The 26,546-nt window shown below is 47.1% G+C and carries 28 protein-coding genes, 2 pseudogenes and 1 CRISPR repeat array (1 of these 31 running past the window's edge); of the genes and pseudogenes, 5 read left to right on the top strand and 25 right to left on the bottom strand.

Annotated elements, in window-relative coordinates:
- Positions 1–11 precede the first annotated feature (11 nt).
- Genes LCF57_RS03510 through LCF57_RS27495 form a run of 3 tightly spaced genes read right to left on the bottom strand, consistent with a single transcriptional unit; the run spans position 12 to position 1,416 of the window.
- Positions 12–1,025, bottom strand: coding sequence for an aromatic ring-hydroxylating oxygenase subunit alpha (locus LCF57_RS03510; protein ID WP_225999453.1), 1,014 nt, complete (start codon positions 1,023–1,025; stop codon positions 12–14).
- 15 nt (positions 1,026–1,040) lie between these two features.
- Positions 1,041–1,292 carry a hypothetical protein gene (locus tag LCF57_RS03505; protein WP_225999452.1) on the bottom strand — a complete coding sequence of 84 codons (252 nt, stop codon included), beginning with the start codon at positions 1,290–1,292 and terminating at the stop codon, positions 1,041–1,043.
- A gap of 1 nt (position 1,293) precedes the next feature.
- Positions 1,294–1,416, bottom strand: coding sequence for a hypothetical protein (locus LCF57_RS27495; RefSeq protein WP_264083449.1), 123 nt, complete (start codon positions 1,414–1,416; stop codon positions 1,294–1,296).
- A 489-nt stretch (positions 1,417–1,905) separates the two neighbouring features.
- Between LCF57_RS27495 and LCF57_RS03500 the strand changes: the two genes are divergently transcribed.
- Positions 1,906–2,187: a MerR family transcriptional regulator gene (locus LCF57_RS03500; RefSeq protein ID WP_225999451.1), complete on the top strand. Its 282-nt coding sequence runs from the start codon at positions 1,906–1,908 to the stop codon at positions 2,185–2,187.
- Between the two features lie 564 nt (positions 2,188–2,751).
- Here LCF57_RS03500 and LCF57_RS03495 read toward each other — a convergent pair.
- The 6 genes from LCF57_RS03495 to zwf all read right to left on the bottom strand — a co-directional run bounded on the left by LCF57_RS03495 (position 2,752) and on the right by zwf (position 9,258).
- Positions 2,752–3,837, bottom strand: coding sequence for a lactonase family protein (locus tag LCF57_RS03495; RefSeq protein WP_225999450.1), 1,086 nt, complete (start codon positions 3,835–3,837; stop codon positions 2,752–2,754).
- 68 nt (positions 3,838–3,905) lie between these two features.
- Complete coding sequence (locus LCF57_RS03490) at positions 3,906–4,352, bottom strand: OsmC family protein (protein ID WP_225999449.1); 447 nt, start codon at positions 4,350–4,352, stop codon at positions 3,906–3,908.
- Between the two features lie 54 nt (positions 4,353–4,406).
- Complete coding sequence (locus tag LCF57_RS03485) at positions 4,407–5,615, bottom strand: MFS transporter (protein WP_225999448.1); 1,209 nt, start codon at positions 5,613–5,615, stop codon at positions 4,407–4,409.
- A gap of 378 nt (positions 5,616–5,993) precedes the next feature.
- Positions 5,994–6,668, bottom strand: coding sequence for an SOS response-associated peptidase (locus tag LCF57_RS03480; protein WP_225999447.1), 675 nt, complete (start codon positions 6,666–6,668; stop codon positions 5,994–5,996).
- Between the two features lie 144 nt (positions 6,669–6,812).
- The gene (gene gnd, locus LCF57_RS03475) at positions 6,813–7,706 is read right to left on the bottom strand and encodes a phosphogluconate dehydrogenase (NAD(+)-dependent, decarboxylating) (RefSeq protein WP_225999446.1); all 894 of its coding nucleotides are present in this window, start codon (positions 7,704–7,706) and stop codon (positions 6,813–6,815) included.
- A gap of 49 nt (positions 7,707–7,755) precedes the next feature.
- Positions 7,756–9,258, bottom strand: coding sequence for a glucose-6-phosphate dehydrogenase (gene zwf / locus LCF57_RS03470; protein WP_225999445.1), 1,503 nt, complete (start codon positions 9,256–9,258; stop codon positions 7,756–7,758).
- A 291-nt stretch (positions 9,259–9,549) separates the two neighbouring features.
- Between zwf and LCF57_RS03465 the strand changes: the two genes are divergently transcribed.
- Both LCF57_RS03465 and LCF57_RS03460 read left to right on the top strand, forming a co-directional pair.
- Positions 9,550–9,870: a winged helix-turn-helix transcriptional regulator gene (locus tag LCF57_RS03465; protein ID WP_007430161.1), complete on the top strand. Its 321-nt coding sequence runs from the start codon at positions 9,550–9,552 to the stop codon at positions 9,868–9,870.
- 142 nt (positions 9,871–10,012) lie between these two features.
- Positions 10,013–10,342, top strand: a complete 330-nt coding sequence (locus LCF57_RS03460; RefSeq protein WP_225999444.1) for a hypothetical protein — start codon at positions 10,013–10,015, stop codon at positions 10,340–10,342.
- 10 nt (positions 10,343–10,352) lie between these two features.
- Here LCF57_RS03460 and LCF57_RS03455 read toward each other — a convergent pair whose 3' ends face one another.
- The 7 genes from LCF57_RS03455 to LCF57_RS03425 form a co-directional block, all read right to left on the bottom strand.
- Positions 10,353–11,276, bottom strand: a complete 924-nt coding sequence (locus tag LCF57_RS03455; RefSeq protein WP_225999443.1) for an NAD(P)/FAD-dependent oxidoreductase — start codon at positions 11,274–11,276, stop codon at positions 10,353–10,355.
- A gap of 242 nt (positions 11,277–11,518) precedes the next feature.
- Positions 11,519–12,121, bottom strand: a complete 603-nt coding sequence (locus LCF57_RS03450) for a nitroreductase family protein (protein WP_225999442.1) — start codon at positions 12,119–12,121, stop codon at positions 11,519–11,521.
- A gap of 108 nt (positions 12,122–12,229) precedes the next feature.
- Positions 12,230–12,508, bottom strand: a complete 279-nt coding sequence (locus LCF57_RS03445) for a hypothetical protein (protein ID WP_225999441.1) — start codon at positions 12,506–12,508, stop codon at positions 12,230–12,232.
- 136 nt (positions 12,509–12,644) lie between these two features.
- Positions 12,645–12,989: a (2Fe-2S) ferredoxin domain-containing protein gene (locus tag LCF57_RS03440; protein WP_225999440.1), complete on the bottom strand. Its 345-nt coding sequence runs from the start codon at positions 12,987–12,989 to the stop codon at positions 12,645–12,647.
- A 32-nt stretch (positions 12,990–13,021) separates the two neighbouring features.
- Entirely contained in the window at positions 13,022–13,522 is a 501-nt protein-coding gene (locus tag LCF57_RS03435) for a metallophosphoesterase family protein (protein WP_225999439.1), read from the bottom strand.
- A 24-nt stretch (positions 13,523–13,546) separates the two neighbouring features.
- On the bottom strand, positions 13,547–13,981 hold the full coding sequence (locus LCF57_RS03430) for an Rrf2 family transcriptional regulator (RefSeq protein WP_225999438.1): 435 nt from the start codon (positions 13,979–13,981) through the stop codon (positions 13,547–13,549).
- Positions 13,982–14,080: 99 nt separating this feature from the next.
- Positions 14,081–14,458 (bottom strand): DivIVA domain-containing protein, encoded by a 378-nt coding sequence (locus LCF57_RS03425; protein ID WP_025717379.1) that lies wholly within the window; start codon positions 14,456–14,458, stop codon positions 14,081–14,083.
- A gap of 145 nt (positions 14,459–14,603) precedes the next feature.
- Here LCF57_RS03425 and LCF57_RS03420 point away from each other — a divergent pair.
- Positions 14,604–15,172: pseudogene (locus LCF57_RS03420) on the top strand (TraR/DksA C4-type zinc finger protein).
- A gap of 144 nt (positions 15,173–15,316) precedes the next feature.
- On the opposite strand, the gene LCF57_RS03410 reads toward LCF57_RS03420, so the two are convergent.
- The 5 genes from LCF57_RS03410 to hrpB all read right to left on the bottom strand — a co-directional run bounded on the left by LCF57_RS03410 (position 15,317) and on the right by hrpB (position 21,793).
- Positions 15,317–16,321 carry a Gfo/Idh/MocA family protein gene (locus LCF57_RS03410; protein WP_225999435.1) on the bottom strand — a complete coding sequence of 335 codons (1,005 nt, stop codon included), beginning with the start codon at positions 16,319–16,321 and terminating at the stop codon, positions 15,317–15,319.
- Positions 16,322–16,340: 19 nt separating this feature from the next.
- Positions 16,341–16,703, bottom strand: coding sequence for a helix-turn-helix transcriptional regulator (locus LCF57_RS03405; protein ID WP_010346250.1), 363 nt, complete (start codon positions 16,701–16,703; stop codon positions 16,341–16,343).
- A gap of 340 nt (positions 16,704–17,043) precedes the next feature.
- Positions 17,044–18,216, bottom strand: a complete 1,173-nt coding sequence (locus LCF57_RS03400; RefSeq protein WP_225999434.1) for an acyltransferase — start codon at positions 18,214–18,216, stop codon at positions 17,044–17,046.
- Between the two features lie 205 nt (positions 18,217–18,421).
- Positions 18,422–19,006 carry a general stress protein gene (locus LCF57_RS03395; protein ID WP_225999433.1) on the bottom strand — a complete coding sequence of 195 codons (585 nt, stop codon included), beginning with the start codon at positions 19,004–19,006 and terminating at the stop codon, positions 18,422–18,424.
- Between the two features lie 258 nt (positions 19,007–19,264).
- Positions 19,265–21,793 (bottom strand): ATP-dependent helicase HrpB, encoded by a 2,529-nt coding sequence (gene hrpB / locus LCF57_RS03390; protein ID WP_225999432.1) that lies wholly within the window; start codon positions 21,791–21,793, stop codon positions 19,265–19,267.
- A 282-nt stretch (positions 21,794–22,075) separates the two neighbouring features.
- Between hrpB and gluQRS the strand changes: the two genes are divergently transcribed.
- A complete protein-coding gene (gene gluQRS / locus LCF57_RS03385) occupies positions 22,076–23,071 on the top strand; it encodes a tRNA glutamyl-Q(34) synthetase GluQRS (protein WP_225999431.1) in 996 nt (331 codons plus the stop codon).
- A gap of 64 nt (positions 23,072–23,135) precedes the next feature.
- Here gluQRS and LCF57_RS03380 read toward each other — a convergent pair whose 3' ends face one another.
- From LCF57_RS03380 to LCF57_RS03365, 4 genes and pseudogenes are all read right to left on the bottom strand, one after another.
- Positions 23,136–23,510, bottom strand: coding sequence for a DnaJ family domain-containing protein (locus LCF57_RS03380; protein WP_225999430.1), 375 nt, complete (start codon positions 23,508–23,510; stop codon positions 23,136–23,138).
- Between the two features lie 121 nt (positions 23,511–23,631).
- Positions 23,632–23,826 (bottom strand): hypothetical protein, encoded by a 195-nt coding sequence (locus LCF57_RS03375; protein ID WP_025716577.1) that lies wholly within the window; start codon positions 23,824–23,826, stop codon positions 23,632–23,634.
- 110 nt (positions 23,827–23,936) lie between these two features.
- Entirely contained in the window at positions 23,937–24,104 is a 168-nt protein-coding gene (locus LCF57_RS03370; protein WP_225999429.1) for an aspartyl-phosphate phosphatase Spo0E family protein, read from the bottom strand.
- A gap of 360 nt (positions 24,105–24,464) precedes the next feature.
- Positions 24,465–25,862: pseudogene (locus LCF57_RS03365) on the bottom strand (helix-turn-helix domain-containing protein).
- Between the two features lie 476 nt (positions 25,863–26,338).
- A CRISPR array of direct repeats spans positions 26,339–26,546; the repeat unit is 32 nt; it runs 633 nt beyond the window's last position.

The raw sequence follows: 26,546 nt of genomic DNA, 5'->3' as shown, positions 1-26,546 counted from the left end.
GTAAATTGATTTTATAGTCTAGTGTTCTTTGAAGAGACAACCGAAACGTCGCTGCCGTAGGTCACACCCAGCTCTTTCAGCCACCCCCGGTAAGCAATGCTGACCCGGTCCGCCTTCAAATGAAGCTCCTCCTGTAAGTCCAGAGGAAGTTCCTCCGGCTTCTGGCTTTCTACAATTCCCGCGTCCTGCTCGATCACCCGCTTCTGAAAATCCCGAAAATATTCGTCAGACTGGTCTAATGCATAATTTCTAGAAATAAGTGCAAAAACAGTTGTTTTTCTCTCTTCGTGGGGAAGCGCCGTAAATAACATGGATAGAATCTGGTTGTTTTCATAGTTCACTTTTTTGAGTCTTGCCGTCATAGGCCGCAAAATTTCAAACGTATAGTAAATCGTTGCGTAATTTCCCGAGCCATCCGCATCAGCGTAAATGGCGATTTCGTCGGAAACGTAGCGGTTTTCATGCCAATAAACGCTGTAATGTGGTATTTCAGGAAAATCAGAGTCGCCCAATAGTCTGTCGTGAACGAAAGCCAAATGACTTGCATCCAGAAAATTTTCAACGACTCTCGGCGCAGTTGCATGCAGGATATACGGCTCCGCATGTACGGTTTGAAAAGTTGAATCCTCATATTCCTCATAAAAGGGGACCGGAGCTTCGTTCCCGGAACGAGCATCAAGTTTCACCCAGATGATGCCGTATTGCTCCGTGCAGGAATAAACCACCGCTTTAGCTTTAGGCGGAATGGTTTGTTCTGCTGGTTGCTGAGGGATTTTGACGCATTTTCCTTCCGCATCATACTTCCAGCCGTGGTAAGGACAAACGATACAATCATCTGCCACTTTGCCCAGCGACAACGCCGCCCCCCGGTGTATGCATAAATCTTTAAATGCCTGAACTCCGTCCCGGGTTCGGAAAAAGACGACCCTCTCTTCCAAAATCATAACAGGTACCGGTTCGCTTCCGATATCCTGAGAATAAACTGCTGCTATCCAATCTTTTTCCAATATATGATCTTTCATCATAGTCACCTTCTCCTTTTAAAATCCGGAGCGTTGCTCGTTCGCCTTTGCGAGCAAATCCTTTAAGTCGCTGCGGGCATACACTCTGGTACCGATCCGAAGCTCATCCTCCAGTTCCAAGGTATTCGCCACCACCGATCGGCTGGTGTTCAGAAGAATTTTGCCACGTTTATTGGCATAACGAATGGCCCCTTCATAGTCCACGGGCACGATTCCTTCCTCGAACAGATCGGGTATCCCGCTTCGGCTCAGCGATTCTGCAAGCATCATTTCAACTAAATAGCTCCAGCGAATTAATGCAGCGTTTCTGCTCCATCTGCTCCGGAATATCACCTGGGGACAAATTGGTAAACTCCGCGCAAAGTACCCGCACTGCAGATTTTTTCAGGTTCATTGATGCCTGCTCCATATATGTTAGTTTTAATTACATATAATTCGTTTATTTTTCTAATTATAAGACAAATCCAGAAAATGTGTCAATATAATTAACATTAAAAAGAATTACAAGCAGAAAATATAACCCTTTCTTTCTTCACCTTCACATTCTTAGGGCGGAAAGATTACACCTTGTTTGCGACAAACGCATTATTCAGTTGCTCCTGAGATACTGTAATTCCTATAAAAAAATAAGTTATATCCACTTCAAAGAATTAAGCAAAAAGATATATAGTTTAATATCAGGAACATGCTACCCACGCTCATACATACCAATTGCAGAAGAAGATAAACCTGCTTTATCAGCAATCTCTTCCAGAACAGATCCCGCCCCTAATTTGATGTCACTTTATTTAACACAAAATTATGAATTATAAATTTTTTCTATGTTTCAATTAAAATCATGTCAGATAATATACATTAATCAACTGAAATAAGATGCGTGCCAATGAGTAAAGAGAAGCTGAGTATAAGCGAGATGGCAAAACTTCGTGGAATATCCGTGGACACACTGAGGTATTATGACAAGATTGATTTGTTCAAGCCTTCACAGGTAGATGAAAAAACGGGTTATCGACATTATTCGATATTACAATATGAAGTTCCCGGTACGATCATGGAGCTTCGCCAGATCGGACTCTCTATTGAAGAAATAAAACAGTGTATGCAAAATCGCAATCTGAAGAAGTCGATAAAGCACATACAAAGAGCTTTGGGAAAAATAGATTAACAAATTGCTGTATTGCAACAATTTTCTTCCATCCTGAAAACGCGGATAACCTAGGTCGCGCTTCAAGCAGGATTACAGGAAATCGGATATCATCCTGCGAAATCTCCCTGAAAGACGTTACATCCCTTTCCCGGCTGTTTTGAATATGACGGATTCAGAATCGTTATCCTATGTTTTTTTGAAGCTTGAACAAATGGTAAATGAAACAATTCCTGTTCTGGCCAGCAACCGGATGGGGCATTACATTAAACCCGTTTTTTTCAAGGGTATTCTGAATTCAACCGAAGCAATCCCTTCCGGTACGTATGTGTTTTCTTATTACACCGGGCTCAATCATGTGAATTGTATTGAATGTCTTGAAAAACTGCTTATGTATTGCAAAAAAAATCGGTGGAAAGTTTTGGGTGAGGAATAGAATATTATTCAAGTGGGTATTCTCTTACAGATCAGCCAGACGAGGCCTGCTATGAAATCCAGATTCTTGTTGAACAGATGGTGTGATTCCCACAACAGGACTTGCATAAAATCAAGGAAAAGGGACTCACATAAGTGAGCCCCGGATTGCTATACGGAAAAGTAAAAAGGCTGTACGCATACCGGCTTGGATACGGTTACTTGTTGTCCGGTATAAGTTAAGCGACCGCTTGCCTTGTCCACCTTGAACGTAACAATGTTGTTGGTGTCACGGTTTGCAACCAGCAAATGATCACCGTTAGGAGTCAAAGCAAAATGGCGCGGATGCTCGCCTTCGGCCGACACATGCTCTACCAGGCTCAGCTTGCCGGTTGCTCCGTCTACAGCGTACACCACGATGCTGTCATGCCCGCGGTTAGAGCCGTATAGATAAGCACCATCCTGTGAAATCGCAATTTCAGCGGTTGTGTTTTCGCCAGTAAAATCAGACGGCAATGTCGGTACGCTCTCAAGCTCAGTGAGCTTGCCAGCTTCTGCATCATATGCAAAAGAAGTAATGGAAGAATCCACTTCGTTAATAACAAAAGCGAACTTACCGTTTGGATGGAATGTCAAATGGCGTGGGCCTGCACCTGCATGGATTTTCGTTTCACCATGAAGCACCAGCTGACCTTGGCCAGCGTCAATGGTGTAGATACGGATCAGATCCAGACCGAGGTCTTGTACGAACAGGAATCGGCCGTCAGGGCTAAAGAAACTGGAGTGAGGATGTGGACGATCCTGACGCTCAGGATGCGCTCCCTTACCTTCATGTTGCTTAACATCCAGCAGCTCACCGATACGTCCGTCCTCAGTCAGAGACACCAGTCCCACCATACCTCCATGGTAGCTGACCACGATAAGGTAACGGTCGGATGGATCACGCTGAATGTGGCAGGTTGTTGAGCCCACGTTTTCCGCGCGATTCAGCAATGTAAATGTTCCTTTGACCGGGTCAATGTCAAAAGCAGCAGCTTCGCCTACCTTTGCTCCGCCAGCAGAAGTGGTCTCACCAATGGAATACAGCTTCCGATTTTTGACATCCACATTCAGGAATGTAGGGTTTTTCAGGCCGGAGAACTCATCCTGTAAAGTAAGGGCTCCCGTCTCTTCATTAAAAGTGTACGAATACACTCCGTTACCTTCCAGTTCGGCGTAAGAGCCTACGAATACGAGCAATTTTTGTTGTGCTGTCATGGTTGTCTCCTCCTTGAATTAAAAAATAATGGGCAATTGGAATAATTGCTCCTGGTTCAAATATCGCTTTAAGAGGCGCGTTCCACGATAGGCTCTGTAGACAAAGCCACGTTTCCCGCGACGGCACGCGAGATCATGCAGGATGTTTCTGCCTGCTCTGTCAGACGTAATGCTTGTTCGATCTGCGATTCTGACGCATCGGCGGTCAATTGAACCCGCGGACGATGCACAATTCGACGATATGTAAAAATATTGTTCGTAACATCGACAATCCCTTCGGATTCCAGCGCCAGTGATGCCACCGGAAGACTGGCACGCTCCATCATCGCTGCCAAAGTAATCAAATAGCAGGTAGCGGCAGCACCTAGCAGCATTTCATCCGGATTGGTACCCACACCGGGACCGCCCATCTCAGCCGGAATCGAAATCGCTGTCCGTAGCTGTCCGGCTTCGATACGGCCGTCGCTGTTGCGCCCCCCGTTCCAGTCTGCCTTGAGCAGAAAGGTATGCTCCATTTCAGGTCACTCCTCTCTCTTGTATTATGAATCTTTACCCAGGTGAATGTAAAGTTAGTCGATCTCCTGATTTTTGGTTTCGGTCCCCAGCAACCCTACAGCGGCTGCTCCAATCAGGATAGCAACGAAGAAAATCGTAAAAATAGCGGGTAATCCAATGCCCTGCCCTACCAGTATACCGACCACCAATGGCCCGATTACGCCTCCAATACGGCCAAACGCAGCCGCCATACCCACACCGGTAGAACGAACGGCTGTTGGATACAATTCCGGCGTATAGGCATACATTGCACCCCACGCACCGAGATTGAAAAAGGACAAGCAAATCCCAGCGGCCAATAGCATTCCTGCCGTTTCCGAGGTTCCGAACCAAATGGCGGACACCGCCGTCAGCAATAAGTAGATGATGAGGACGAATTTGCGGCCCAGCTTTTCAATCAAGTACGCAGCGGTAAAGTAACCTGGTAATTGTGCAAGCGTCATGATCAGGACGTACTCAAAGCTTTTAACTAGCTCAAACCCTTTCATAAACATCATGCTCGGCAGCCACAGGAACATGCCGTAATAGGAAAATACAACCGTAAACCATAAAATCCACAGCATTAATGTAGACTTGCGATTCGCTCCTGACCAAATAGAAGCCAACCGTTCACGCAGCGGAAGCTTGACGTTCTGCTGCTTGTAACGTGGTGAATCCTCAACAGCCCTGCGCAAATAAAGAGCGTACAGCGCAGGTATGGCGCCGAGAATAAAGGCCATCTGCCAACCATACTTCGGAATCACAAAATAGGCAATTAGGGCCGAGAGAATCCAGCCTGCCGCCCAGAAGCTTTCCAGCAGTACGACTGCTCTCCCTCGCTCCTTCACAGGCACCGATTCTGACACCAGTGTCGAAGCTACAGGCAATTCCCCGCCCAAGCCTGCGCCTGCAATAAAACGCAGCACCAGCAGCATTCCAAGACCCGTTGCAAAAGCAGACAGGCCGCTGGCAATGGAAAAAATCAGCAGCGTCCACACTAATATGGCGCGCCTGCCGTAGCGATCAGCTAAAATCCCGGCCAACGCGGCCCCGAACACCATTCCTATTGAATTCATCGAAGTCACCAGACCGATTTGCTCTGATCCCAGATGCCACTCCTTGGCCAGCGCTGCGACTATAAATGAAAGCAGCCCTACATCCATGGCATCAAAAAGCCAACTGAGCCCCGCGCTAAACAGCAGCTTCCTTTTCTTAGCTGGTGGTAATGAAGTTAATTCACTCATGATTCGCTCTCCCTTAAATGCATCGTATACAGCCATGTATTCAAGTGTCTTGTCACCTGTAGCCTAGCATCTATTGTACCGCAAGCTTCCTTAATCTGCGAGTATTTTAACGCAGAAAAAAACGGAAGATTGCCTACGGCAATTCTCCCGCCTTCTGGAACCTGACACTTACCGGTTTTGGACCAGACCGATGATCGTCACCATGAGCACCAGCAGCTGGATGAGTGTATCGTTACTCATTCCAATCGCCTCCATCCCATATGAGATACTCCTTCGGCCGTTTCCCCTCTCCCCGGATCATGACGCTTGTTCCCCAATACATACCTATGCAGGTGGCGGGAAGCTTATGATCAATAATGGATAAAAATCTCCATACGTTTAAGGTTTAATCCAGGAATATTGCAAATCCATTTCCTGAATGCATTCGCGGTTATCGTGTTCATCATTAGCCACCAGCGGCGTTACCGGATAGATACTCATGTCGCCTTGCTCGTACGTGCGCAGGATCGGCAGCAGTTCATCTACGTTTTGGATGGATGGATTGAGCCATGCATCGATATGTTCAGCTTCGAGAATAGCCGGCATACGACTATCGAATTCACGTATATCCGCATTGGCCTGGACTGTCATCATCGTACAGGTACGTAGCGGCTCTTTACGACTATCCTGCCATATTTCATATAAACCCGCGACCGCAAACATTTTCTGTTCTGGCAGTACCACGCGTACAGCACACATGCGTTTGCCTAATTTTCTCCAATAATAAAAACCGTTGCAAGGAAGGATACAACGCCGGGTTTCCGCCATCTTGCGATAGCTCGGATTTACCCGCAGTGAATTTAAGTCGGCGTTAACACAATCCTTGCCCCAGTAAGGGATAAAACCCCAGCGGAATTCATCAAGCACCCGTTCACCATCCTGATGCAGCACAATCGGGATATGCTGGGTGGGACTCATGTTATAGCGTGTTTTGTAATAATACATCACCCGTTGTATGCCAAAATGTTCCCTAACCTCATCCAAATCAGCCGATAACGAAAATCTTTTGCACATATGTTCTTCTTCCTTCCGCCTTTTTCATCTATTGTGCGGATATACAAGGAAAAATATGCATACAGCAAAAGAGCTTAGCAAAAGCATATAGCAATATCCCCGCAGTTGTGAGGCTACGGGGATAGATACTAACTTATATTGTTCTTACTTCTTTTCTACCGCGTGACCGCCAAATTCATTGCGCAACGCAGCAACCACTTTACCATTGAACGTATCCGTATCCAGAGAACGGTAACGCATCAGGAGGGACAAAGCAATGACTGGAGTCGCTGCCTGAATATCCAGTGCTTCCTCAACGGTCCATTTACCTTCACCAGAAGAGTGCATAACCCCACGGATTTCATCCAAATTCGCATCCTTGGAGAATGCACGTTCAGTCAAGCCCATCAGCCAAGAGCGGATAACAGAGCCGTTGTTCCAAACACGCGCTACTTGCTCATAGTCAAAGTCAAAGCTGCTTTTCTCCAGCACTTCAAAGCCTTCACCAATGGAAGCCATCATGCCGTATTCCACACCGTTGTGAACCATTTTGAGAAAATGTCCACTACCGGATTTACCTGCATACAGATAACCATTTTCCACCGCTGTATCGCGGAAAATAGGTTCAACAACAGCCCATGCTTCGGGATCGCCGCCGATCATGTAACATGCACCATTGCGTGCGCCTTCCATACCGCCGGAAGTTCCTGCATCCATGAAGCTGATGCCGTATTCTTTCAGACGGGCATGACGAGCAATGGACTCTTTGTAATGAGAGTTACCCCCTTCAATAATGATGTCACCTTTGGACAGCATCGGTTGAAGCTGATCCAGCACAGTATCAACAATTTGATGGGGAACCATAATCCACAGGACTCTCGGGGATTGCGTTGCCTGTACAAGCTCTTCCAATGTGGCAGCACCTTTAGCGCCATAATCCTTCATTTCTTGAATCGCTGCTGCATTCACGTCGTAAGCAACAACTTCATGTTGATGGTCGATCAAGTTTTTTCCGAGATTCAAGCCCATTTTTCCCAAACCAATTAGTCCAACTTGCATTGTAAAGGCCTCCTGCCGTAGCAAAAATATATTGTCTGTTTGTTAATGTTTAAGCACGAACAACTGCTTTTTCAGAACTTTCGGACTTTTGATCCAGCCACCATGTAAAGCCCTGTTCCTCCAACAATTGATCTGAAGCTTCTGGACCATAGGAGCCCGCTGCATAGGAATGAAGCGGAACTTCTCCACGTGCAAAAGCTTCCAGTACGGGTTGTACCCACATCCATGAAAGCTCAACTTCATTCCAGTGAGCAAAAAAGGTGGAGTCGCCGCGCAGCGCATCAAAGATGAGGCGCTCATAAGCTTCCGGTACAGCCTTTTCCTCTGAATCATAGTTCATCAGAACCGTTTCCAGTTGACCATTGTTCAGCGGGTCTTTACTGTTCAGACGCAGGGTTACCTTTTCATCCGGGTTCACATGAATAATAAGTAAGTTTGGTTCAGATGGCTGCCCTTGAGCGGCATATGGATCTGTGCTGTCCTTCTTGAATTCCACGACGATGCGTGTGGATTTTTCTTTCATACGTTTACCGGTGCGAATATAGAATGGCACACCTGACCATTGTTCATTGTCGATCCATAGGCGAGCTGAAATAAATGTATCGTTATGCGAATCAGGTTCAATACCCGGTTCTTCTTTATAGGAAGGAACTGCGTTTCCATTAATCTCACCACTCGTATATTGCCCTCTGACCATACTGGAAGCAATATCCGAAGGATCAAGTGGACGCAACGCCTCCATGACCTTGCTTTTTTCGTCACGCACCTGATCAGCCGTTACATGTCCAGGCTTGTTCATGGCTGTCATCATCAGCACCTGCAGCATGTGATTTTGTACCATGTCACGAATCGCTCCAGAATGGTCGTAATATCCAGCGCGCTCCTCAACCCCTACGATCTCGGAAGCGGTAATTTGTACATTGGCAATGTACTGATTGTTCCATACTCCTTGAAGCAATGGGTTAGCAAATTTCAGGGCTTCCAGGTTTTGCACCATCGGCTTGCCCAAGTAGTGGTCAATACGATAAATCTCATCCTCAGCAAATGTTCTGCTCAAACGATCATTCAGCTCGCGTGCGGATTCCAGATCATGTCCAAACGGTTTTTCGATAATAAGCCGTTTCCAGCCCTTGGTTTCGGCTAAACCACTTTCCCGAATGTTGAGGGCAATCACATCAAAAAATTCCGGTGCCACCGATAAATAAAACATGCGGTTCCCCGGAATTCCCAAATCATTTTCACGTTGCTCAGCAAGTTGCAGCAGCTTTTTATAATCTTCCGGGTGATTGACATTCAAAGCACTATAGCGGAAAGCACTCAAGAATTGATCCATCTGTGCGCGGTCATCACTCACGTGTCTGGAAAAATCCTTAATGGATTGCTCCACATTACTTTGAAATTGCTCGTCAGCCACTTCACGACGCCCCATCCCAATTACAGAAAAGGAAGCCGGAATTTTACCTTCTACAAACAAATTATACAAGGCAGGGTAAATTTTGCGTTTCGCCAAATCCCCTGTCGCTCCAAATAAGACAAAAGTCATTGAATCCATGAATTATTCCTTCTTCCCATTATAAAAGATGAGGTTATTAAAAGTTACCTGAGGAATTAACGTAACCCATAATACACCCAAAATAAGGGGCAAGTCAATCAAATTTTAGCGAAATCGTGAACATTCGATATATCCTGTAATGATAACGTTTTCTGTGGTATGATTGACGAAAGGAATGAGAAAAAAATGTTAAAAATGTCACAGTTGCTACAACATGATGTAGTTACTATTGGTATACAGAGTTACTTTTAGTATACTGTTTAAAACAACAATGAAATTGAGGGGATTCAGATGAGCGACGACAGGCAGCCCAAGCTTTTGTGCGGTAAGGTGGAACAGTCCTTTCAGATCATCAGCAAAAAATGGACCGCTCTCATCATTCATACTTTGATGGAACATCCCAAACGATTCAGTGAAATTCACGTCTCCATACCTGATCTTAGCAAACGTATGCTGAACGAACGCATCAAGGAGCTAGAGCTTTCCGGCCTGATCCTTCGCAATGTCATCACAGAGCGACCTGTGCGTACCGAGTATTCGCTGACACGCAAGGGAAAGGAACTCGGTGATGCATTGAATGGTGTAGAGAGCTGGGCCGAAAGATGGCTTTAATTGCCAGCAGGAGATCGTCCTACACGGTCTCCTTTTATTGTGTTGCTTTGTAAGGATCATAATACAAGCTAATGCACGAAAATAATGGTACACCCACGCGGCAGCCCATGATTTGGGATTGAGCCAAGAAAGGATGAGACTGATGGCATTTGGCATTACCCGAGAAGAGCTTGCAGCCTGGAAAAGAGAGGTCAGTCGCGGTGAAATTGCTTTTCTGACGCATTACTGGCTGGACGATCGTTTTCCAGGAATCACAACTGTCACCAAGGTAGGTTGTTCTGATTTGGACAAGCTCCGCTTATGGTGCAGCCATAACGGTTTGGAGCCTCGATATATTCATCAGCGTCAGCCCTATCCTCATTTTGATCTGATCGGCAGCAGACAAGCGGAAATTTTACGTAAGTACGGAATGAGCGATCAGTTAAAACGCTTTGGCCTTCATCTTCAAGCAGGTACACGTCCAACCTTTTAAGCCGCAACTCCTAGAGTTGCGGTACTTTTGTTTGCCTAGCGGATAACACCTTGTGTATCCAAATGGCCGCCATCGCCCCTTCTCCCATCGCTACAGTCGCCTGCTCGGCATGAGCTCCCAAATCGCCAGCTACCCATACATTTTCCACATTCGTCATTTTACTGCGTGGATGCGTCTCGATATGCTTGTTATGCAGCAAATGCACACCCAGTTGCTCTGCCAGCTCTGAATGAACATGATTTCCACCAAAGGCCAAAAAGCCCCGTTCCGCGCGAACTACATCTCCTCCATCCAGCCGAACTCCTTCAAAACCTCCAGGTTCCTCCGTTATGATTTGGGAAATCGCTGCTTCTCGATATCCAATTCCTTTCTCTCGTAGCTTGGTCATAAGCTCGTTCGGAACTTCCGACCGCTCGTGATTGACATAAACCAACTGATCGGTGCGTGCTGATAAGATCAGAGCCATGGACGCCCCCGCTTTCCCCGCTCCTATCACCACCGTGCTCCGATCCTGAACCTCATAGCCATCACAATCCGGGCAGACATACACACTGTTGCCCAAGCAGGCCTCAAGTCCTTCCAGCTTGGGAAAACGGTCAGTTAGTCCCGTGGCCAGCAGTAACGTTCTGGAGGAGTATACCGTTCCCTCTTCAATTTCAATGTCAAAAAACTCCTCCTGTTTGCGTGCTTGTATCGCCTTACCCTTAACAAATTCGACTCCCAGTTTTGTTGCCTCATGTCGTCCAAGCCGCCGAAGCTCCTCACCAGAAATACCGTCAGGATAACCCAAAATATTATGATACTGATGGCACAGCGTAGATCGACCATACCCCGAATCTATCACCAGAATACGATGCCTGCTGTATCTTCCCAATTGAATGGCTGCTTGCAGCCCGGCGATTCCTCCACCAACAATAATGCAATCATAGGTCACGCGTTGTTACCTCCTTCATAATGACTTGTAAACAACACCCGTGTTGTCTTTTCATGTGAAGTCTTCTCATATGTAACCTTCTCATCTGATTTTAAACGTAGCATGACCTGCTGACATCCGAATTAATCCCAAAATCAGCACATTTCCAGAGATTAGTCACGTAATCGAATGAATGACAAAAAGCACTGTGGATACCACAGCGCTCTGCTCAGGATGAAACCTGACCGTTAATATTGTCTGACTTATTTAAACGTTTTTACGCGTTCTTCAACAGGTTGGAATTCTTTTTCACCTGGTTGGAAGGTTGGTTTACCGAATGGCATTTCAGCAATCAGCTTCCAGTGTTCAGGAATGTTCCATTCATTTTTTACTTTTTCGTCGATCAAAGGGTTGTAATGCTGAAGGGATGCGCCCAGTCCTTCTTGCTCCAGAGCTGTCCATACCACCAATTGCAGCATACCATTCGATTGGTTGGACCAGATTGGGAAATTGTCCGCATACGCTTCAAATTGTTGTTGCAGACCCGCTACAACGTTGTTGTCTTCAAAGAACAAGACCGTTCCGTAGCCGTTGCGGAAGCCGTTCATTTTCTCAGCCGTAGACTTGAATTGCTCTTCATTGCCTACAACCTCACGCAAAATATCCTCAGTAATATTCCACAATTTGTCATGGTGCTCTCCGAGCAATACAACCGCGCGTGAAGTTTGGGAGTTAAAAGAGGTAGGTGTATACTTAACAGCTTCCTCTACAATCTCTTGAATCTTTTGGTCGGAAATCACTTGTTCTTTGCTAATACCGTAATAGGAGCGTCTTTCTTTCAGAGCTGTGAAGAAGTCTTTAGACATTTTTGTTACCTCCTGAGAAAAATTAATTACTTTTCGTAACCAAATATATATTATACATGTCTTAAAGTCAAGAGATTTCTTTTTAAATATTACCAGTTGCCTGCTATTTTATGCGTCACCTTTGTATTTTTTCTCACTGGAAGAGGTGTGCTTGGTTGCGTCCTTGTCGAATTCCTCCTGACGTTCCATCTTTAAATCCTCTACAGGGATAGCATCTACCGTCTGCTCACTCTCAAAACGGTCGAACAAGCTCTCCTGCTCTGTCGGATACTGCTCCGCATGATCCCGGCTTAGGGTCTGCTCCTGTACATCATGCTCTGTCGGTCCTCTCCCTGACCGTTCCTTCTTTTCATCCTGATCGTGCAGATCATTGTCAAATCGGGTCATTTTGTTTCCCTCCCTCTCGGCTAGGTTGTCCATAGTATACTTTTACCTTCCAGGACAGGGATTAAACGCAAAAAAAGAGAAAATCTCCGCAAAGATTTTCTCTACTTTTCTTATTTATTTTATGTTCTAGTCTTATTTATTTTACGTTGCTGGATGATTCCGAACGGGATTTGCCTGTACACTCATGAAAAAGATGGGTCTTCAGCTTTTCTCCCTCTACGAGCTTCTGTACCAGCTGTGTCCCTGCAGCAGGTGTCATCTGACCATACCAGTCACCTTGAGGGTATACGATCACAACCGCAGCATCGTGACAACGGCCATTACAGCGAGTGCGGGTCGTATGAATATAAGTGTCTGCGTTTTGTTTACGGATTTCATCCCGGATTGCTTGTGTCACTTCTTCACCCTCATGTCGCATACATGTACCTCCATTACAGATCAATACATGATGCTTCATCGGTTCCAATTCAAATATAGCCATAGCTTCCCCTTTAATCAACGGTTGTTGATTGCTTAATGTTTATCTGGATAAAGAACAAGCTGTGCTTTCAACTGCCCAGCTTCAAGGTTCAGCACGATAAATGAATATTCGTCCTCACCACGCTTATCCGTCGGAGAACCGGGATTCAGAACAAGCAGTTCTCCCACCCTTTTGACCACCGGAATATGCGAATGTCCATAAATCAGGCAATCCAATGGTTCTTCCTTAAACGTATTCAGCGCAATATTCTCTGTCGAGCCGCGCCAGCCGTGACCATGGACCATACCAATCCGTCTGCCCTCGACTTCAACGATTCGTTGATAGCCCAAGCGATCTACGATATCTATTCCATCATTGTTCCCGGCAATTCCTTGCACAGGCGCAAAATCCGCCAGGCGTTCATATACGAACCAGTCCGTCCAGTCTCCGGCATGGAGAATGAGATCACTGTCTTTTAACTCCTGTACAAGCCGACTCGGAAGCGCCTTGCTTCGGTACGGCATATGAGTATCTGATAGTACGACGATTTTCATATTCAATTCTCCTTACCGGCGTCTCTACACAGACGAACTCTGGTGTCCAACCCGCTGCTGGAGTGACTGTTCCAGATCTCGCAGCGTGACGGTCTCGAAAAACGCCTGTATTTTCTCTTCTGCCACGGTATATAAACCGTCTAACAAAGCGTCTATGTTCTTGCCGACCTCACAATTATGATTGCTGTCGGTATGAATGGAGAACAACGGCCCTTCATCCTTGGTCGCTTCATATATCATTTTAAGATTAATGTTTGAGCTCGACATGCTCAAACGAAAGCCGCGTGCTCCCGGCGATGAATCAACCAAACCCGCTTGCTTGAGTCGGCTCATAATTCTTCTCACGACAACCGGATTCGTATTGATACTGGATGCGATCAGCGTCGAAGTCATTCGCTCCGGTGCTCCTTCTGCCAGTAGAAGCAGACAATGGATACTAACGGAAAAATGGGTACTCATGTTAACCACCTTTATATGTGTGCCTCATTAAATGTTGTGTAAAATGCATATTACCATCATACCACATTAAAGAGGCATCGACACAGCGCTTACTGCACCTTACTCCGGAAAATAGTCATTTTCAGGACGTAATCGTACTTTCAACTGGCGCACGCTATATTCGAGCTGCTTGACGATGTCCTCCAGTTGACGACGATCAAGTCCGCTGAAATCGGCGGCAGGCTTGGGTGCATTTTTCAAATCACGTATTGTTGCCTGCTGCTCCTGCCACTTGTCCATCAAGTCGGCTATATTCGCATAAAAGCGTTCATAATCCTTGATCACTTCGTCCAGGAAAGCATCTACCTCGTCCGGATCATAGCCACGTATTTTGTTTTTAAACTGTTTTTCATGAATGGAGAGCGCGTCCAGCTGAATGCCCAGTTGTTTAAATAACTGTTTTTGCTTATCCAGACGACGCTTCATATGTTCATCCATCGGTTATTCCCTCCTTAACACACTATTCTTTTTATATCACATTCTAGGCTGGGAATAAAAGTCTCTGCTGATTGCCCAGTCCTGTGAGCGGGTATAAACAAAGCATACGTGCTTACTACATTTAGACCAAAGGAGAGATAGGATCATGAACCATTTGAGCGAATCACAGCTTGCTGAGCTGAAACATATGTTACTGGAGCAGAAAAAGGATTTGGAAAAACATTTTGAACAAAACGGTCAGGAAAACACGTTGTTGGGAGAAACCCTTACAGACTCCACAGGCGAGCTATCTTCCTACGACAACCACCCTGCTGATATAGGGACGGAAACCTTTGGACGATCCCGTGATCTGGCGATTAACGATTCGCTGGAAAGCGAGCTGGAGCAAATCAATGCAGCCCTTCAACGCATGAAGGATGGAACGTACGGAATATGCGTAGAGAGCGGGGAAGAAATTCCATTTGAACGTCTGCAGGCCATCCCATACACCGCGTATACAGTCGAGATACTCCAAATCGGGAGCTATCGAATGACCGCCCTATAGAGGAGCAGGTCATGACTCCGCCACCCAAAGGTGCGGGTGAAGTGCGACAACGAAATGCAGGGCGTTTTGACGATGCGGGTGCATGGGATGCAGTCGAAGAATACGGCACATCCAACTCGCCTGCGACAGCCGCCAAGCGCGATGCTACAAGCTATGATGAAAATATGTGAGGCGCGCGCAAAGACTCGAAGTCTGTTTGTATGCGTATGTATTCGTTGAACTAAAAAAGCAGCTTGTCCTTGTGACAGGCTGCTTTTCTTAACCTTTTGTGATACGGTTATTACTTCTTACCGATTACTCTTATCCAATCATTCTTACCCGATTTCCACCCGTTTCCGACTGTGAGCCGATTCAATACATGCGTCGATCACCTTCATATTGCTGACCGCATCTTCTGGCTCATAAGGCAGCGGAACACCATCAAGCACCGCCTCGGCAAAAGCATTCGCTTGCAGCTCAAAGGAATTAAAGCCTTTAAGACGTTCCTCGCGCGTAACCGAACCGACGTGGACGAAGATTTGCGGTACAACAGACGTTCTTTCCCAGCCGAACATTTTGGGCATCGCGATTGTACCTTTGCTGCCGAGAATCTCCATATTGGAACGGTTTGCAGCCCACATGCCGCAATCAAAGGTGAGGTTGACCCCGCCCGGAAACTCCAGCAGGCCGGATGCCATCATATCAACGTTGTCATGCTCTGGAGAAAATAAGGCATGTACCGTCACCGCCTCGGGCTCCCGATCCAAATACATACGAGCCGCCGATATCGGATACACGCCTACATCATATAACGAGCCGCCGCCCATGCTTTTATTAAAACGCACATTATCTGCCTGATCGGCATTGTTAAACGTAAATGTGCAATGAATCCCGCGAATGTCGCCAATTTCCCCGCTATTGATGATTTCCTTAATTCTTCGATGCTTTGGATGATAGCGATACATAAAAGCTTCTGCAAAGATCACACCCGCACTTTTACAGGCTTCAATCATGCGGATAGTCCCAGCTGAACTGAGAGAAGATGGTTTTTCGCACAAAACATGCTTTCCTGCCTCCGCCGCCCGAATCGTCCACTCTTCATGCAGATGGTTTGGCAACGGGATGTACACCGCCCCGATTTCAGGATCAGCCAACAGCTCCTCATAGCTTCCATAGCTTTTCGGAATATCGAATTCCCGGGCGGCCTCGGCGGCTTTGTCTGCATTACGGCTAGCAATCCCAAGCACTTCTCCGCGTTCAGATTGCTGAATTGCCGGAATTACAGCGATTCGTGCAATCTCCGCAGTACCCAAAATTCCCCATTTCAGCTTTCTACCCATCCTTCTCATCCTTTCGTGGTTAGGAATAGTTGTCTTGTTCCGCTTTATGCAGCATACCTAAGCAACGGTCCAAATCGGTTTTAACCTGCTTTTTATAAAGTCGGGCCTTCTCCTCCCCATCATCTGTAAAATGATAGAGTACAATTTCCTGAAAATCCACGCGGGGGTCTGTCCCTTTTAATCGTTTGGTACGGTAAAAAACACCTTCCTGTACCAGCTCATGCAGCGCTCGGTAGACCTCACTCTGAGGCGGAACATATCCGAAGCTGCTAAACTCATCCTTCATCGATTCGAGCATCTGATATCCATAACCGCGATGCCTCTCCACCATTGTGATCAGATAAATTTTGATAAAAGCCCGCTGGGATATCATAAACGCCATTACACAGCCTCCTCCACACCTTATTCATATACCTCTTATCTTCCATTATAAACCACTCTGTGTCCATACACTATTTCCTTTCATAATGTAAGAGTGTATGAGAACATTCCGCCCCTTGTGACGGGTTGTAAGATGGCGAGAGATATAACATAATGCATTGTTATGCAGGTTGCGAATGGCAGGCCATAGTCTTTTCTATTATGAATTTTTCATATAATGAAATTATATAAATAAAGGATAGACCACTTTTATTTTTTCGTTTTTAAATGTAAAAATCTCGTTGCGGATTGAAACAGCACATCCACAACGAGATCATTAGAAGCATAAGGAAAGCACTAGGTCAGGCTTGCTTTTGTAAGGCTGGCGGACCTTGGGACGGCCGGGGACGAACTCGCAGCCCTACAATCCATTTGCCTAGGGGCATACGAGCCAGCAGCCATGTTCCGGCAATGGAAAAGACCACACAGAGCACGAACGAGGCCAGCGTACGAAGCACATCGCTCCAGTCTGCAAACAGCGTTTCGTCAAAATAGTAGGTCACACGCAGCATAAAGGCATGCATCAGATACGCTCCGTAGGACAACGTTCCGATGGCCGTCAGCATACTCGCCACTTGTCCACCCTTATGGGCAATCCACGTGGCTACCCGATAAGCCACAAAAATAGACGCAACACAATATACAGCCATGATGGGACGCAGCAGAGACAAGTAATTAAAGGAAAGAACCGTACCTCGCGGCGTCTGAAACTGACCGATCATCTCATACAGCAAGTATCCTGTAAGCACGATAAACAGCGGCCAGTAGATCACCTGCGCCTTGGTTATCCAGGCATTCCAGCGTTTGACGTTCATCCCGGCTGCCGCTCCTAACACAAAATAAAAGAAAAAATAGATCACATTCCGGTCAGCATATAGGGTAAACCAAGAGCTAATGATCGGGAGCTGGAGCTTGTCCATCGCGTGGTATACAGGTCCAACTGCGAACATGAGCAAAAAATATAACACGCCCACTCCAGCCAATGCAGCCGGTTGCCATCGTGACGGCAGCAGCGCAGACAAGCGGCGCACAGCATACCGAAACACAGGAAATAACACATAGCATTGGATAATCATAACGATGTACCACAGATGATAGCTGCTTTTTCCGTTCAAAAGCTTCTGCAAAAAATCCAGCGGGTGAATAGTTCCCCCACTTTGAACAAGCTGATTTCCCAATTCGTATAAAAGAGACCATATGATATAAGGTACGATGATATCCATAAATCTTTTACGTAAAAACGTTCCGTACTTTAAGGCTCCATCATAATTGTAAAACAACACCATCCCGGTGATAAATACAAACACGGGCACTGCGAATTTGGAACACAGCAGTAAAAGTGTCATCAAAACTCCGTCCTGGATGCGCGCCCCCTGCGCAACCGCATAATGTGCAACGGAATGCTGAAGAACAACGGCGACAAAAGCCAGTCCTCTCAGCAAAGCGACTTCGGAAATTCTCTCTTTTTGACTCATGTCACTCTCCTGTTATGTTTAGCAAGTATAAATCTATTATAGCGACAATTCTGTAAAAATATATAGAAGGATAAACGTGTCAGTGCAGATCAAGTCCGATTCTTCAACACGTATTTACTTATAAAAAAAAGCAGCCTTCCCGCTTGGGAAGACCGCTGCTTGTTAAACCAATTAGATGTAAGAGGAATAGACTCTATGAGATAACCTACAGATTTCTTCTGGTATCTGTATATGCATCTGTCCGAATATCTGTCACCGGATCATCAACTGTTCTGTAACGATCCGCATTCAGGGAACGGTTGGTACGGAAAATATCATAGACATCTCTGCGATGCTCAGTGGAATCCACCAGCACTAAAATCTTGCCCTGATCGACGTAGGTCTCGTATTGCTGCGCATCATCTTCCGGGATGCCCAGTCCGACCAGTCCACCGACCAAGCCCCCTGCTCCCGCTCCGACAGCCGCTCCGGTGAGGGTAGCTGCAATCGGTCCGGCAGCCAGTATAGGTCCGATCCCCGGGATAGCCAAGGCCCCGATGCCTGCCAGCAAGCCGGCGACACCGCCCACAACGCCGCCTGTAGCCGCACCTGTCGCTACACCCTCCGGTGCTTTGGTGCCTGTCTCTTCGCTAATCGTCCTCAGATCTTCACGATCTCGGGTGATGACAGAAATCTCACTGCTCGGGATACCTTTGCTCTGCAATTGTCCAATCGCCCGAGACGCCTCCTGCTCTGTATCAAAAACACCGACAATTTTCTTTTCGTTATAATCGTTTAAGTTATTCGCCATGATAGTTACCTCCCAAGATTTTGGTGTTGAGTTGAGTGGTTCGTCCTTCATTACCCCGCTATTCTGACGTTTAAACGATTTTTGCGAAAATTTAAAATGCTTCAGCCTTTCAAATTAAACCATTCTATACAAGTTACATATGGAGCCCCTACGTAGTCAGATGGTACTTCCCATCGCTTGTACAGCACCATACTACCTACTCCGTTTTGATGTGAATTTTTCAAATTCAGCGTTTATTCGGACAATGACAGCCGCTGTTCAACGCTTGGGCTTTGCTCTATTGGTCGCCACGGCTTCCAACGGATCATCCGGCCAATAATGCTTGGGATATCGACCTTTCAGGTCCTTTTTGACTTCAAAATATGCCTCGCTCCAGAAGCTGGAGAGGTCGGAGGTCACCTGCACAGGACGCTGGGCAGGTGACAGCAGATGCAGCACGAGCGGCACACGTCCGCGACCAATCCGCGGTGTTTCCCTCATGCCAAACAGCTCTTGCAACCGCACTGCCAGCACAGGTGCCTCGGGATTCGAATAATCGACAGGAATACGGGAACCACTGGGTACACGTAAATGCGTCGGTGCCTCCTGCTCAAGCTGCTGCCGCTGTTCCCAATTCAGCCTGCCGAGCAGCAATTCGCTACCGTCCAGTCGTTGCAGGTCAGACATATTTTTGGCTCCAAGCGCAAAAGGCAGCAGCCACGATTCCAGTGAATCCAGCAGCGCGGATTCCGAGCTGTCCGGCCAATCCTCGGGTGCCGAGAAGTGCATAAAAATCAAACGCGCCTGCAACTGAAGGGTTTGTCGGTTCCAGGACAGCAGCTTTAGACCACGTTCGCGGACGCCTTGCATCAAGGCGGCAGCTATTTCCTCTGCCGGAGGCCGCTCGTAGGACGTTTCCTTTACAACGAGTGAGCCAAGCTGTAACACCTTGCGAGCTCTTACGGCCGAGGCTGAACTATCCCAGTATACGTTGGCTTTTTCCAGCAGCATTTCACCACAATGCTCGATCAGTTCTTGCAGCTCAACCGGTGCCGTCAGCTGAATGACACCGTCTACTCCCTCGTCGTCCACTTCGGCGGCGACGAGATAGGACGAGCGCGACATCCATTCCACTTGTCGGAGTCGCGCGCCCCGGCCGCCGCTGAGCAAAAAGCGGCCGTCCCCCCGGCCTTGCGCAATCCGATCCGGATACGCAAAGGCCAGCAGCAGCCCGCAGGATGCGGAGCCGTCAGGCTCGTCCTGCGCTGCGGCTGCTGTCGGCAGCGAGGCTAATAGCTGCCGGCTTTCCTGCACGATACGGCGAATGACCGTATCGTCTGCCGTCCGCAGCAGACTGTGCGTGCTGCGGGCATGAGCCGCGTCGCGCAGGGCATCCAGCCGCGGGCGCAAATCCGTTCCGCCATGGGCGCGGAACGGGTCGCGCTCTTGCAGCAGCGCAGCCAGACGGCTGGCGGCTGGAGCCAGACCGAGGGTGGTCGCGCGCAGCAGCATGTGTCCGAGGCGCGGATGCGCGCCCAGGGCGGATACCTCGCGTCCATGCGCGGTAATGCCGCCTGCGCCGCCATCGGCGGCGGTATGCAGGCAGCCGAGCTGGCGCAGCAGGTCTGTCGCCTGGCGGTACGCCGCCTCAGGCGGGGCATCCAGCCAGGCCAGCTCGTTAGGCTCGCGCACGCCCCAGGCGGCCAGCTCCAGCGCGAGCGGAGCCAGATCTGCCGCCGCGATTTCCGGGCGGCTCGCATCCGGGAGCGCGGCATGCTCCTGCGCGCTCCACAGCCGGTAGCATACGCCCGGCTGTAGTCGGCCCGCCCGACCGCGGCGCTGGTCGGCAGAGGCTTTGGACACCTTGACGGTGGTCAAGCGGCTCATGCCGGTTCGCGCGGAAAACACCGATTCCCGCGACAATCCGCTGTCTATTACCACCGTAATCCCGGCGATCGTCAGGCTGGACTCGGCAATCGAGGTTGCCAAAACGACTTTGCGGCTACCCAAAGACGACGGGCGTATCGCCTCATCCTGCTGCTCCAGCTTCATACTGCCATACAGCGGAATCACCTTGACATGTGCAGGCAAGTTCCTCGAAGCCAGCTCACGCTCCGTGCGATGAATCTCCCTCGCCCCGGGCAGGAATACCAGCAGATCCCCTTCATGCGCATGCAGCGCTTTTTCCACGGTTTCTGCTGTAAAATCTTCTAATGTAGCCGATGCAGGCTTGGACCTATAAAAAGTCTCTACCGGAAATACCGTGCCTGGACATTCCAGCAATGGAGCGTCTCCCAGCAGACGGCAGACTGGCTCGGCCTCCAATGTGGCAGACATAATTAATATTTTTAAATCCGGGCGCAGCAATGCCTGACTTTGCAGAGCAAGCGCCAATCCTAAATCTGCATGCAGGCTGCGTTCATGAAACTCATCAAAAATAATCAGGCCGACTCCCTCCAAAGCCTGATCATGCTGCAGCATCCGGGTCAGTACGCCCTCAGTAACCACTTCAATCCGCGTGCTTGGCCCTACTTTTGTATCCATACGAACCCGGTAACCCACTGTCTTTCCGGTGGGCTCGCCCAGCGCTTTCGCCATCTGCGCCGCTGCTGCACGTGCTGCCAAACGCCTCGGCTCCAGCATGATCATCTTTTGTCCTGCCAGCCACGGCTCATGCAGCAGCTCCAGCGGTGTAACCGTCGTTTTCCCTGCTCCTGGCTGTGCAATCAGTACAGCCGCCGGCTGAGATTGCAGGGTATTTTTAAGCTCAGGTATAACTTGTATGATAGGCAGTTGTTTATCTGTCAATTGAAATCTCTCCAATGATACGCGGAATGCGTAGAATCTGGGTTTTGCTTCTTTTATTATTGTGAATTTTTCATCACCTGTAATTATTATGGTAGGATATCATTCTCCATCTATTATACAGATATTTAAATTTCCCGTCTGGCTATCGCAGATATGCAAGCCGTATGCAAGCTCCCGATGTCAGCTTCGTGACTTGTCGGGATGCACTCGCGGTTGGATCGTTTTATAATAGGGTTTATATGGATTGTAAAGGACGGAATATAGAAACGAGGTAACTTTCGTATGGAATTACAGGCCCAACCCATCAGAGGACGTTTTGCCCCAACCCCATCGGGATGGATACACTTGGGAAACGCCCGCACTGCGTTATTATCTTGGCTGCATGTTCGTTCTCTGGGCGGAACCTATGTTTTACGTATGGAGGATATTGATATGACTCGGGCTCGCAGCCCATTGGCCCAAGGAATTATGGAGGATTTGCGCTGGATCGGGCTGGAATGGGATGAAGGACCAGACGTAGGCGGTTCCTACGGTCCCTATACCCAAAGCCAACGGCTGGAACGCTTCCAAGCTGCATTAGAGAAACTACAGGGGCAGGATTTGCTGTACCCTTGCTTTTGCAGCCGGGCGGATATTGTGGCTGCCGCCAGTGCTCCACATGGACTGTCTGGTGAAGGACCAGCCTATTCGGGGACGTGTCGCAGTCTTAGCCCTCAGGAAGCAGAGGCCAAATCACAACATAAACTCCCTTCCCTTCGCTTCAAAGTGCCGCAAAATCAGGATTCCGTGATTTCATTTCAGGATCAGGTAGCTGGCCATGTGGCCTTCGGTGCGGCAGAGGGGGGCGATTTTATCGTCAAACGGGCAGACGGCATGTTTTCTTATCAGCTTGCCGTCGTTGTCGATGATGCGGATATGCATATTACCGATGTCCTGCGCGGGTATGATCTTCTCGATTCGACCCCCCGTCAGCTTTTGCTATACCAAGCCCTGGGCTTGCAGCCGCCGCGCTTCGCGCACGTTCCCCTCGTCTTGGGGCCTGATGGACGGCGGCTCGCTAAACGACACGGCGGAGTAGCACTTCGAGCCATGCGGCGGCAAGGAATCACACCGGAAACAGTCATTGGCTGGCTCGCCTATTTTTCCGGGCTGCTGGATTCGCCTGAGCCTGTGAAGGCTGTGGATTTAATTGATGGCTTTCATTTGGACAAGCTACCCAATCAGCCTGTCATCCTGACGAAGCAATTCCTCAGAAGGCTGTCTGAGCTGCAACGTTAATGAGGTGAAGCGTGGAAATCAAAGTATACGGGCAAGGGCATTCCGCCCTCTGCTCCTTTCGCTTCTATTCCCCCAGCCGCTTACGCACAGCCGGCTCATATTCATAAAATACAGACGACGTATTCAGACCTCTTTCCTCCAGCAGCATGCGGAGACGAAGTGATTTTTCAGTCAGCCTGCGACTGATCCGCTGTTGCTCTCCTGCCTCATGGCAAGCGTGAAGCAGATCACGTAGCTGGACACATTCCTTTTGCAGCTGAAGTTCCTCTGGTAAAATGCCCGCATTTTTCAATAGCTTGTACGACATCCGCAGCTCCTCTGGAACATGTGATAAATCCTCGATCACCAGTGGCTTGCCCGCTCCCGGCAAATGATCAAACTCACCTTTCGCCATCGCCTCGGCAATCTTCTGCTCTGCCATTCTGGAGAACATCCCCATCGATCCTATCCACTCCTTGTATAAGCATCCTATGTACAATCTATTTTAAATAAACAAGGGGTCCATTACCACTGTAGCCTACATATTATGAGGATGTTCTGTATTTCTGTAAAAGAGAGAGTTATTCTTCGATCCCAAGCAATTGACATACTTGTTTTCTATATTTTTTCGCCTTGCGTGTTCCATGAATGAGATTGGACAATCGGCTTGCAGGAACACGATAGGTGTCACAAAAAGTTCTCTGATCCATTTGAATTTCGACTAGCCTTTGTTTGATTTTCCAGCCAAAAGGGGTTACAGGATTTCGTTTGTTCATCAACGTTACCACCTCTTCATAGTATAGGAGTTAGAACTTTTTTTGGAGTTCGGGTTTGGAGATTAGGTTTCGCTTTCTGCCTTCAGCAGCACGTTATGCACACACATTAGCTAAGATTTCATTTTGCAGGTTTGGTATTGATTCAATAGTTCATCCAGTTTCATGGATTGTTCAATCACTTTGGGATGCGTTAAAAATCCGTATTTCTTCTGGACTTGGTACAGTCTTTTTCTGGCCCGTTCGACACGAAGTAAAGTCACACCTGTATTCATTATCATGATTCTCCCTTCTGTGTCATATCCTAATATAAAACGTAAACTTTTGGATTTTTCGAAAATTTGCTCGACAAAAAAATGCTTCTGGAGCATTCCAGAGGCACTTTTTAACGTTTTATGTTTATTTAAAATGCAATAGACTCCCATAAGCTGAACTTAAAATCCAACTATTATTTCACTATGCAGTCGGATGTTGCTTCCCCTTATCACCTCCTCCGTATTTCCTGAATAAAGTCAGGTGTGGGTTAAAATCCGTGGCAAAAGCGATTTCTTTACTTACACAGCAATATTCTGCTTCTTCGTTTTCCATATACATTTTATTTATTCAGCTTGGAATCAACACTAAAAAATGATTGATCACTACTAATAATAAAATAATCTTTCTTTTCGTCCTTCTCTAACTAAACTCTCATACTTTGTACACAATCTAAAGTCTGCAAATGGTTTGAACTGCTCAAATAATTTTATGCAGCTAATGAAAAAGGCTTCTTTGTTAATGGCTAATGATTTAGATAAAACGTCTAGTAAGAATCTGAAACCGTATAAGTAATTACCTCTATTGAGGTAGTATTTAGCCAGTTCATATTTAAAACGCATTAATTGTTCTGGGACCACTTGAAGACTGTACATATCAGCTGATGACTGCTGTTGGGTGATAAAATCAATCTCCGTTTCAAACTGCTGAAGTATGTCATCTACATCAATCTGATATCGGTTAGCCGCCATCATAATGTTCAGCAGTTTTGCAACCATTTCTTTTTCAGTGGTATCTGACTACACAGTAATATATTTAACATAATCGTTTAGCACACCTACATCTCCAGATAAAAGTTTGTATGTGTAAATATTACCTTCTGCCCAGTGCTTGAATAAGTTAACCCAGTGTTGGGTTTCCTCATCAGTCTCTTTGACCCAATCTAAATTAGCGTAGGCGTATGTATATTGCAGAGCTTGTTGATAATCGCCTTGAGCCTCACAGACACCTGTCAACAACAGGTCAGCATAGGTGATGTACACAAACATGGGACGACTTAACTTCTTAGAAGACTGATTGCGCTCTCGACTCTTCTGTTGATGTTTCATCGAATACTGGACTTTTGCTTTCTCCCTCATTTTTCTCGCGGTTTCATCCAACCTGTCCCATTTACGCAAGGACCTATACACGTTAGCCAAATCCTTTAATGCATCAAGTTGCTCTATTTCGTCCAGACGCTCAACAAAAGCTTCAAATAGCGTAGCTGCCCTGAGATTGCGGCTTTGATCGTCTCCAACTTGAATGGTGAACATACGATACTGACAGACTGCCAAGCGCTCGGAATGCTGGTACTTCTCCCCTTCTGCTACACTCTCATAGAGCAGCAGTGCGGCGGCATGTTGCCCCTGTGCAAATAATGTTTCTGCAATGTCAAATAGTCTGGGCGAATACATCAGCTTGTCCATGATTTGTCCAACGATTCGTCGGATCGCATCCAGCTTGTCCAGCTCCGCACAACGATATAACAACGGCTCAATTCGGCGCATATTGGGGGAACGTTCGATAATGTAGTTTTCTATGTACAAGTCGTAGAAGTAGCCTTCCGGTAAACCCATAGCCACAGTGATTCGGTCTAGCTGCTGTACGGAAACAGGACGATGCTGAGTAACCCAATTACTAAGCGTTCTTTGATGAACACCTGAATATTCCGCAAATTGAGCCAATGTCATGTCATTTTGTGTTAGATAAGCTTCAAACTCTGCCGAAATCGTAGGTGTATGCTTCAAGTCATAACCACCCTTCACATAAAAATCCCATTATTGTAAAAAACATACTTTATTCTTCTCCAAAATTAACCATCTGTCAATATATTATGCAACTAATGTTTGTAATAAATAAATTGCATAACTCACACATAAGGGGAGATTGTGAAACGAGTAGCAAAAGTAGAATTGGATTGCCTAAATAAAAGATTTCACAATGTTGACATGACTATTTCATTTTCCCATATACATTACCACCAGTAAATGATGTAGAGGTTGCAGGTAGAAATTCTATGACTTTTTTAATTTAATGAAAAATCCCCTGATTTTGATCAATCAAGGGATGCATAAGTTCATTTCTCTCGCTTTGATAATACGAAGTTGATTATTTCTCCAGTCACAATTCCTATCAAAATTGCATAGATACCCATAGCACTCATCTTATATCACAAAGCGTAAAATAACCCTATGGACGGTAAGTCTACGGGATCTGATAGTCAATTTCAATTCACGCACTCACATGGAGTGCGACTCACCTTTAAGGGAGTTTGGTATTGCGGGAATGAATTTCAATCCACGCACTCACATGGAGTGCGACCTTTCCGTTCTTCATTCGTTGCACCATCCTGTCGATTTTAATCCACGCACTCACATGGAGTGCGACTACTATATCAATGGCGAATTTATAGGTACATCAGATATTTCAAT

Source organism: Paenibacillus sp. BJ-4 (genome assembly GCF_020404765.1).
In the GTDB taxonomy this organism is placed as follows: domain Bacteria; phylum Bacillota; class Bacilli; order Paenibacillales; family Paenibacillaceae; genus Paenibacillus.
The sequence above is the reverse complement of the archived record's forward strand: the minus strand, read 5'-3'. Positions and strand labels throughout refer to the sequence as shown.

Excerpts from the sequence above, each read along its gene's own strand:
- LCF57_RS03510 (WP_225999453.1), bottom strand. The coding sequence starts at position 1,025 with ATGATGAAAGATCATATATTGGAAAAAGATTGGATAGCAGCAGTTTAT.
- LCF57_RS03505 (WP_225999452.1), bottom strand. The coding sequence starts at position 1,292 with ATGATGCTTGCAGAATCGCTGAGCCGAAGCGGGATACCCGATCTGTTC.
- LCF57_RS27495 (WP_264083449.1), bottom strand. The coding sequence starts at position 1,416 with ATGAACCTGAAAAAATCTGCAGTGCGGGTACTTTGCGCGGAGTTTACC.
- LCF57_RS03500 (WP_225999451.1), top strand. The coding sequence starts at position 1,906 with ATGAGTAAAGAGAAGCTGAGTATAAGCGAGATGGCAAAACTTCGTGGA.
- LCF57_RS03495 (WP_225999450.1), bottom strand. The coding sequence starts at position 3,837 with ATGACAGCACAACAAAAATTGCTCGTATTCGTAGGCTCTTACGCCGAA.
- LCF57_RS03490 (WP_225999449.1), bottom strand. The coding sequence starts at position 4,352 with ATGGAGCATACCTTTCTGCTCAAGGCAGACTGGAACGGGGGGCGCAAC.
- LCF57_RS03485 (WP_225999448.1), bottom strand. The coding sequence starts at position 5,615 with ATGAGTGAATTAACTTCATTACCACCAGCTAAGAAAAGGAAGCTGCTG.
- LCF57_RS03480 (WP_225999447.1), bottom strand. The coding sequence starts at position 6,668 with ATGTGCAAAAGATTTTCGTTATCGGCTGATTTGGATGAGGTTAGGGAA.
- gnd (WP_225999446.1), bottom strand. The coding sequence starts at position 7,706 with ATGCAAGTTGGACTAATTGGTTTGGGAAAAATGGGCTTGAATCTCGGA.
- zwf (WP_225999445.1), bottom strand. The coding sequence starts at position 9,258 with ATGGATTCAATGACTTTTGTCTTATTTGGAGCGACAGGGGATTTGGCG.
- LCF57_RS03465 (WP_007430161.1), top strand. The coding sequence starts at position 9,550 with ATGAGCGACGACAGGCAGCCCAAGCTTTTGTGCGGTAAGGTGGAACAG.
- LCF57_RS03460 (WP_225999444.1), top strand. The coding sequence starts at position 10,013 with ATGGCATTTGGCATTACCCGAGAAGAGCTTGCAGCCTGGAAAAGAGAG.
- LCF57_RS03450 (WP_225999442.1), bottom strand. The coding sequence starts at position 12,121 with ATGTCTAAAGACTTCTTCACAGCTCTGAAAGAAAGACGCTCCTATTAC.
- LCF57_RS03445 (WP_225999441.1), bottom strand. The coding sequence starts at position 12,508 with ATGACCCGATTTGACAATGATCTGCACGATCAGGATGAAAAGAAGGAA.
- LCF57_RS03440 (WP_225999440.1), bottom strand. The coding sequence starts at position 12,989 with ATGGCTATATTTGAATTGGAACCGATGAAGCATCATGTATTGATCTGT.
- LCF57_RS03435 (WP_225999439.1), bottom strand. The coding sequence starts at position 13,522 with ATGAAAATCGTCGTACTATCAGATACTCATATGCCGTACCGAAGCAAG.
- LCF57_RS03430 (WP_225999438.1), bottom strand. The coding sequence starts at position 13,981 with ATGAGTACCCATTTTTCCGTTAGTATCCATTGTCTGCTTCTACTGGCA.
- LCF57_RS03425 (WP_025717379.1), bottom strand. The coding sequence starts at position 14,458 with ATGGATGAACATATGAAGCGTCGTCTGGATAAGCAAAAACAGTTATTT.
- LCF57_RS03410 (WP_225999435.1), bottom strand. The coding sequence starts at position 16,321 with ATGGGTAGAAAGCTGAAATGGGGAATTTTGGGTACTGCGGAGATTGCA.
- LCF57_RS03405 (WP_010346250.1), bottom strand. The coding sequence starts at position 16,703 with ATGGCGTTTATGATATCCCAGCGGGCTTTTATCAAAATTTATCTGATC.
- LCF57_RS03400 (WP_225999434.1), bottom strand. The coding sequence starts at position 18,216 with ATGAGTCAAAAAGAGAGAATTTCCGAAGTCGCTTTGCTGAGAGGACTG.
- LCF57_RS03395 (WP_225999433.1), bottom strand. The coding sequence starts at position 19,006 with ATGGCGAATAACTTAAACGATTATAACGAAAAGAAAATTGTCGGTGTT.
- gluQRS (WP_225999431.1), top strand. The coding sequence starts at position 22,076 with ATGGAATTACAGGCCCAACCCATCAGAGGACGTTTTGCCCCAACCCCA.
- LCF57_RS03380 (WP_225999430.1), bottom strand. The coding sequence starts at position 23,510 with ATGGGGATGTTCTCCAGAATGGCAGAGCAGAAGATTGCCGAGGCGATG.
- LCF57_RS03375 (WP_025716577.1), bottom strand. The coding sequence starts at position 23,826 with ATGAACAAACGAAATCCTGTAACCCCTTTTGGCTGGAAAATCAAACAA.
- LCF57_RS03370 (WP_225999429.1), bottom strand. The coding sequence starts at position 24,104 with ATGATAATGAATACAGGTGTGACTTTACTTCGTGTCGAACGGGCCAGA.